The organism is Maribacter sp. (genome assembly GCF_049667165.1).
GTDB lineage: Bacteria > Bacteroidota > Bacteroidia > Flavobacteriales > Flavobacteriaceae > Maribacter_A.
This window is the reverse complement of record NZ_JBATHS010000286.1, coordinates 1-1659: the sequence shown is the minus strand read 5'-3', so window position 1 is coordinate 1659 and position 1659 is coordinate 1. Positions and strand designations below refer to the sequence as shown.

The 1659-nt window shown below is 39.8% G+C and carries 2 protein-coding genes; one reads left to right on the top strand and one right to left on the bottom strand.

Going from position 1 to position 1659, the window contains the following annotated elements:
• The coding region (locus WBM98_RS13695) for a carboxypeptidase-like regulatory domain-containing protein (protein WP_424366586.1) at positions 1-708 on the bottom strand (708 nt) is incomplete at its 3' end.
• Between the two features lie 331 nt (positions 709-1039).
• Between WBM98_RS13695 and WBM98_RS13690 the strand changes: the two genes are divergently transcribed.
• The coding region (locus WBM98_RS13690; RefSeq protein WP_424366585.1) for a LacI family DNA-binding transcriptional regulator at positions 1040-1659 on the top strand (620 nt) is incomplete at its 3' end.

The following is a 1659-nucleotide window of genomic DNA, read 5'->3' as shown; positions in this document are numbered from 1 at the left end:
ATAGTCGACACTGGCCTTGCCTGATGTACCTCGCTTGGTGGTTACCAAAATAACCCCAGAAGAACCCCTTGTTCCATAAATCGCAGCAGCCGAACCATCTTTAAGTACGTTTACACTCGCAATATCGTTGGGGTCTACGTTGTTCAAGGAAGCCCCTACAACCCCATCGATAACCACTAAGGGTTCAGAATTCGCACCTACGGTAGAAATACCCCTTAATCGAATAACGGCATCTTCATTTGGGTTGCCCCCTTTGTTGTAGATACTTAAACCCGCTACCTTACCTTGCAGTAATTGTGAGGCATCGTTGACCGTACCTTGGTTGAATTCCTCTTCACCAACAACGGTAACTGCGGAAGTAATCTCCTTTTTGGTAGAAGAACCATACCCTACGATGACCACTTCATCCAAGGCTTGGGCATCTTCTGCCAAAGTAACAGTAATACTGGTTTGCCCATTTACAGGAATCTCAGTCGTACTGTAGCCAATATAACTGATCACCAAAGTGGCATTTTCACCTACATTGATGGTGAAATTACCATCAAAATCGGTTTGTGTTCCATTCGTTGTCCCTTTCTCGACAACACTTGCCCCTGGTAAGGGACCATTAGCATCCGAAACCGTTCCAGATACCTCTTGGGCTTGTGCCCAACCAAAGCAAATAAATGCCCCGATAAGCAAGAAGCCTTTTAATAAAGTAATCTTCATAAAGAATTAATTTAAGTTTGAGTTAATTTAATCAAGAGCTAAAAATATATAAAATTTTGTTAATGTTCCTTTATATTGCGTGTTAAATACTACGAAAACGGTTTCGTGTTAATAACTTCCCAAAGTTGGGATACTAATAATCCAGTGCTTGATAAAATAAGATTTTCATAGTTTTCTTATGAAAAAAGTGGGGATGTAGAAATAATATCCAAATATAGGCATTTTTTTTTAAGGGGTGATAGCATTATTTTTTGCTAAAAACAGCTTAACATTCAATGAAGGAATATTACCTTCGTATGGAGTGGATGAATCAAGATGTGAGCACTAGTTTATGAAAAGGAAAATTACCTTAAAACAAATCGCACGTGAGTTGGATGTATCCATATCCACCGTATCAAAAGCCTTGAAGGATAGTGGGGAGATCAGCGCAGATACCAAGCAGAAAATAAAGGCATTTGCCAAATTATATAATTATAGGCCCAATATACAGGCTTTGAATCTTAAAAGTAGGCGCACCCACAATATCGGAGTGATCATTCCCGATATCGTACATTATTTTTTCACTACCGTTTTTAGGGGCATTGAGCATTACTCACAAAAACATGGTTATAATGTTATTGCCTGTGTTTCCGATGAGTCCCTTAATAAGGAGATTATCAATATGGAGATGCTGGCGAATGGCAGTGTTGATGGCTTTATTTTGGCCTTGTCCGCCGAAACCCAAAAAAAGAATGCGTTCAGTCATTTGAAGGAAATCATAGACCAAGGTATTCCACTCGTTCTTTTTGACCGGGTAACCGATGAGATTGAATGTGACAAGGTGTTGATCGATGATAAGAAAGCTGCCTTTCTTGGGGTCAAAAAGTTTATTGATAACGGGAGAAAAAAAATCGCCTTGATCACCACCGAGGATTATTTCAGTGTCAGTAGGGATCGTGAAGCGGGATATCG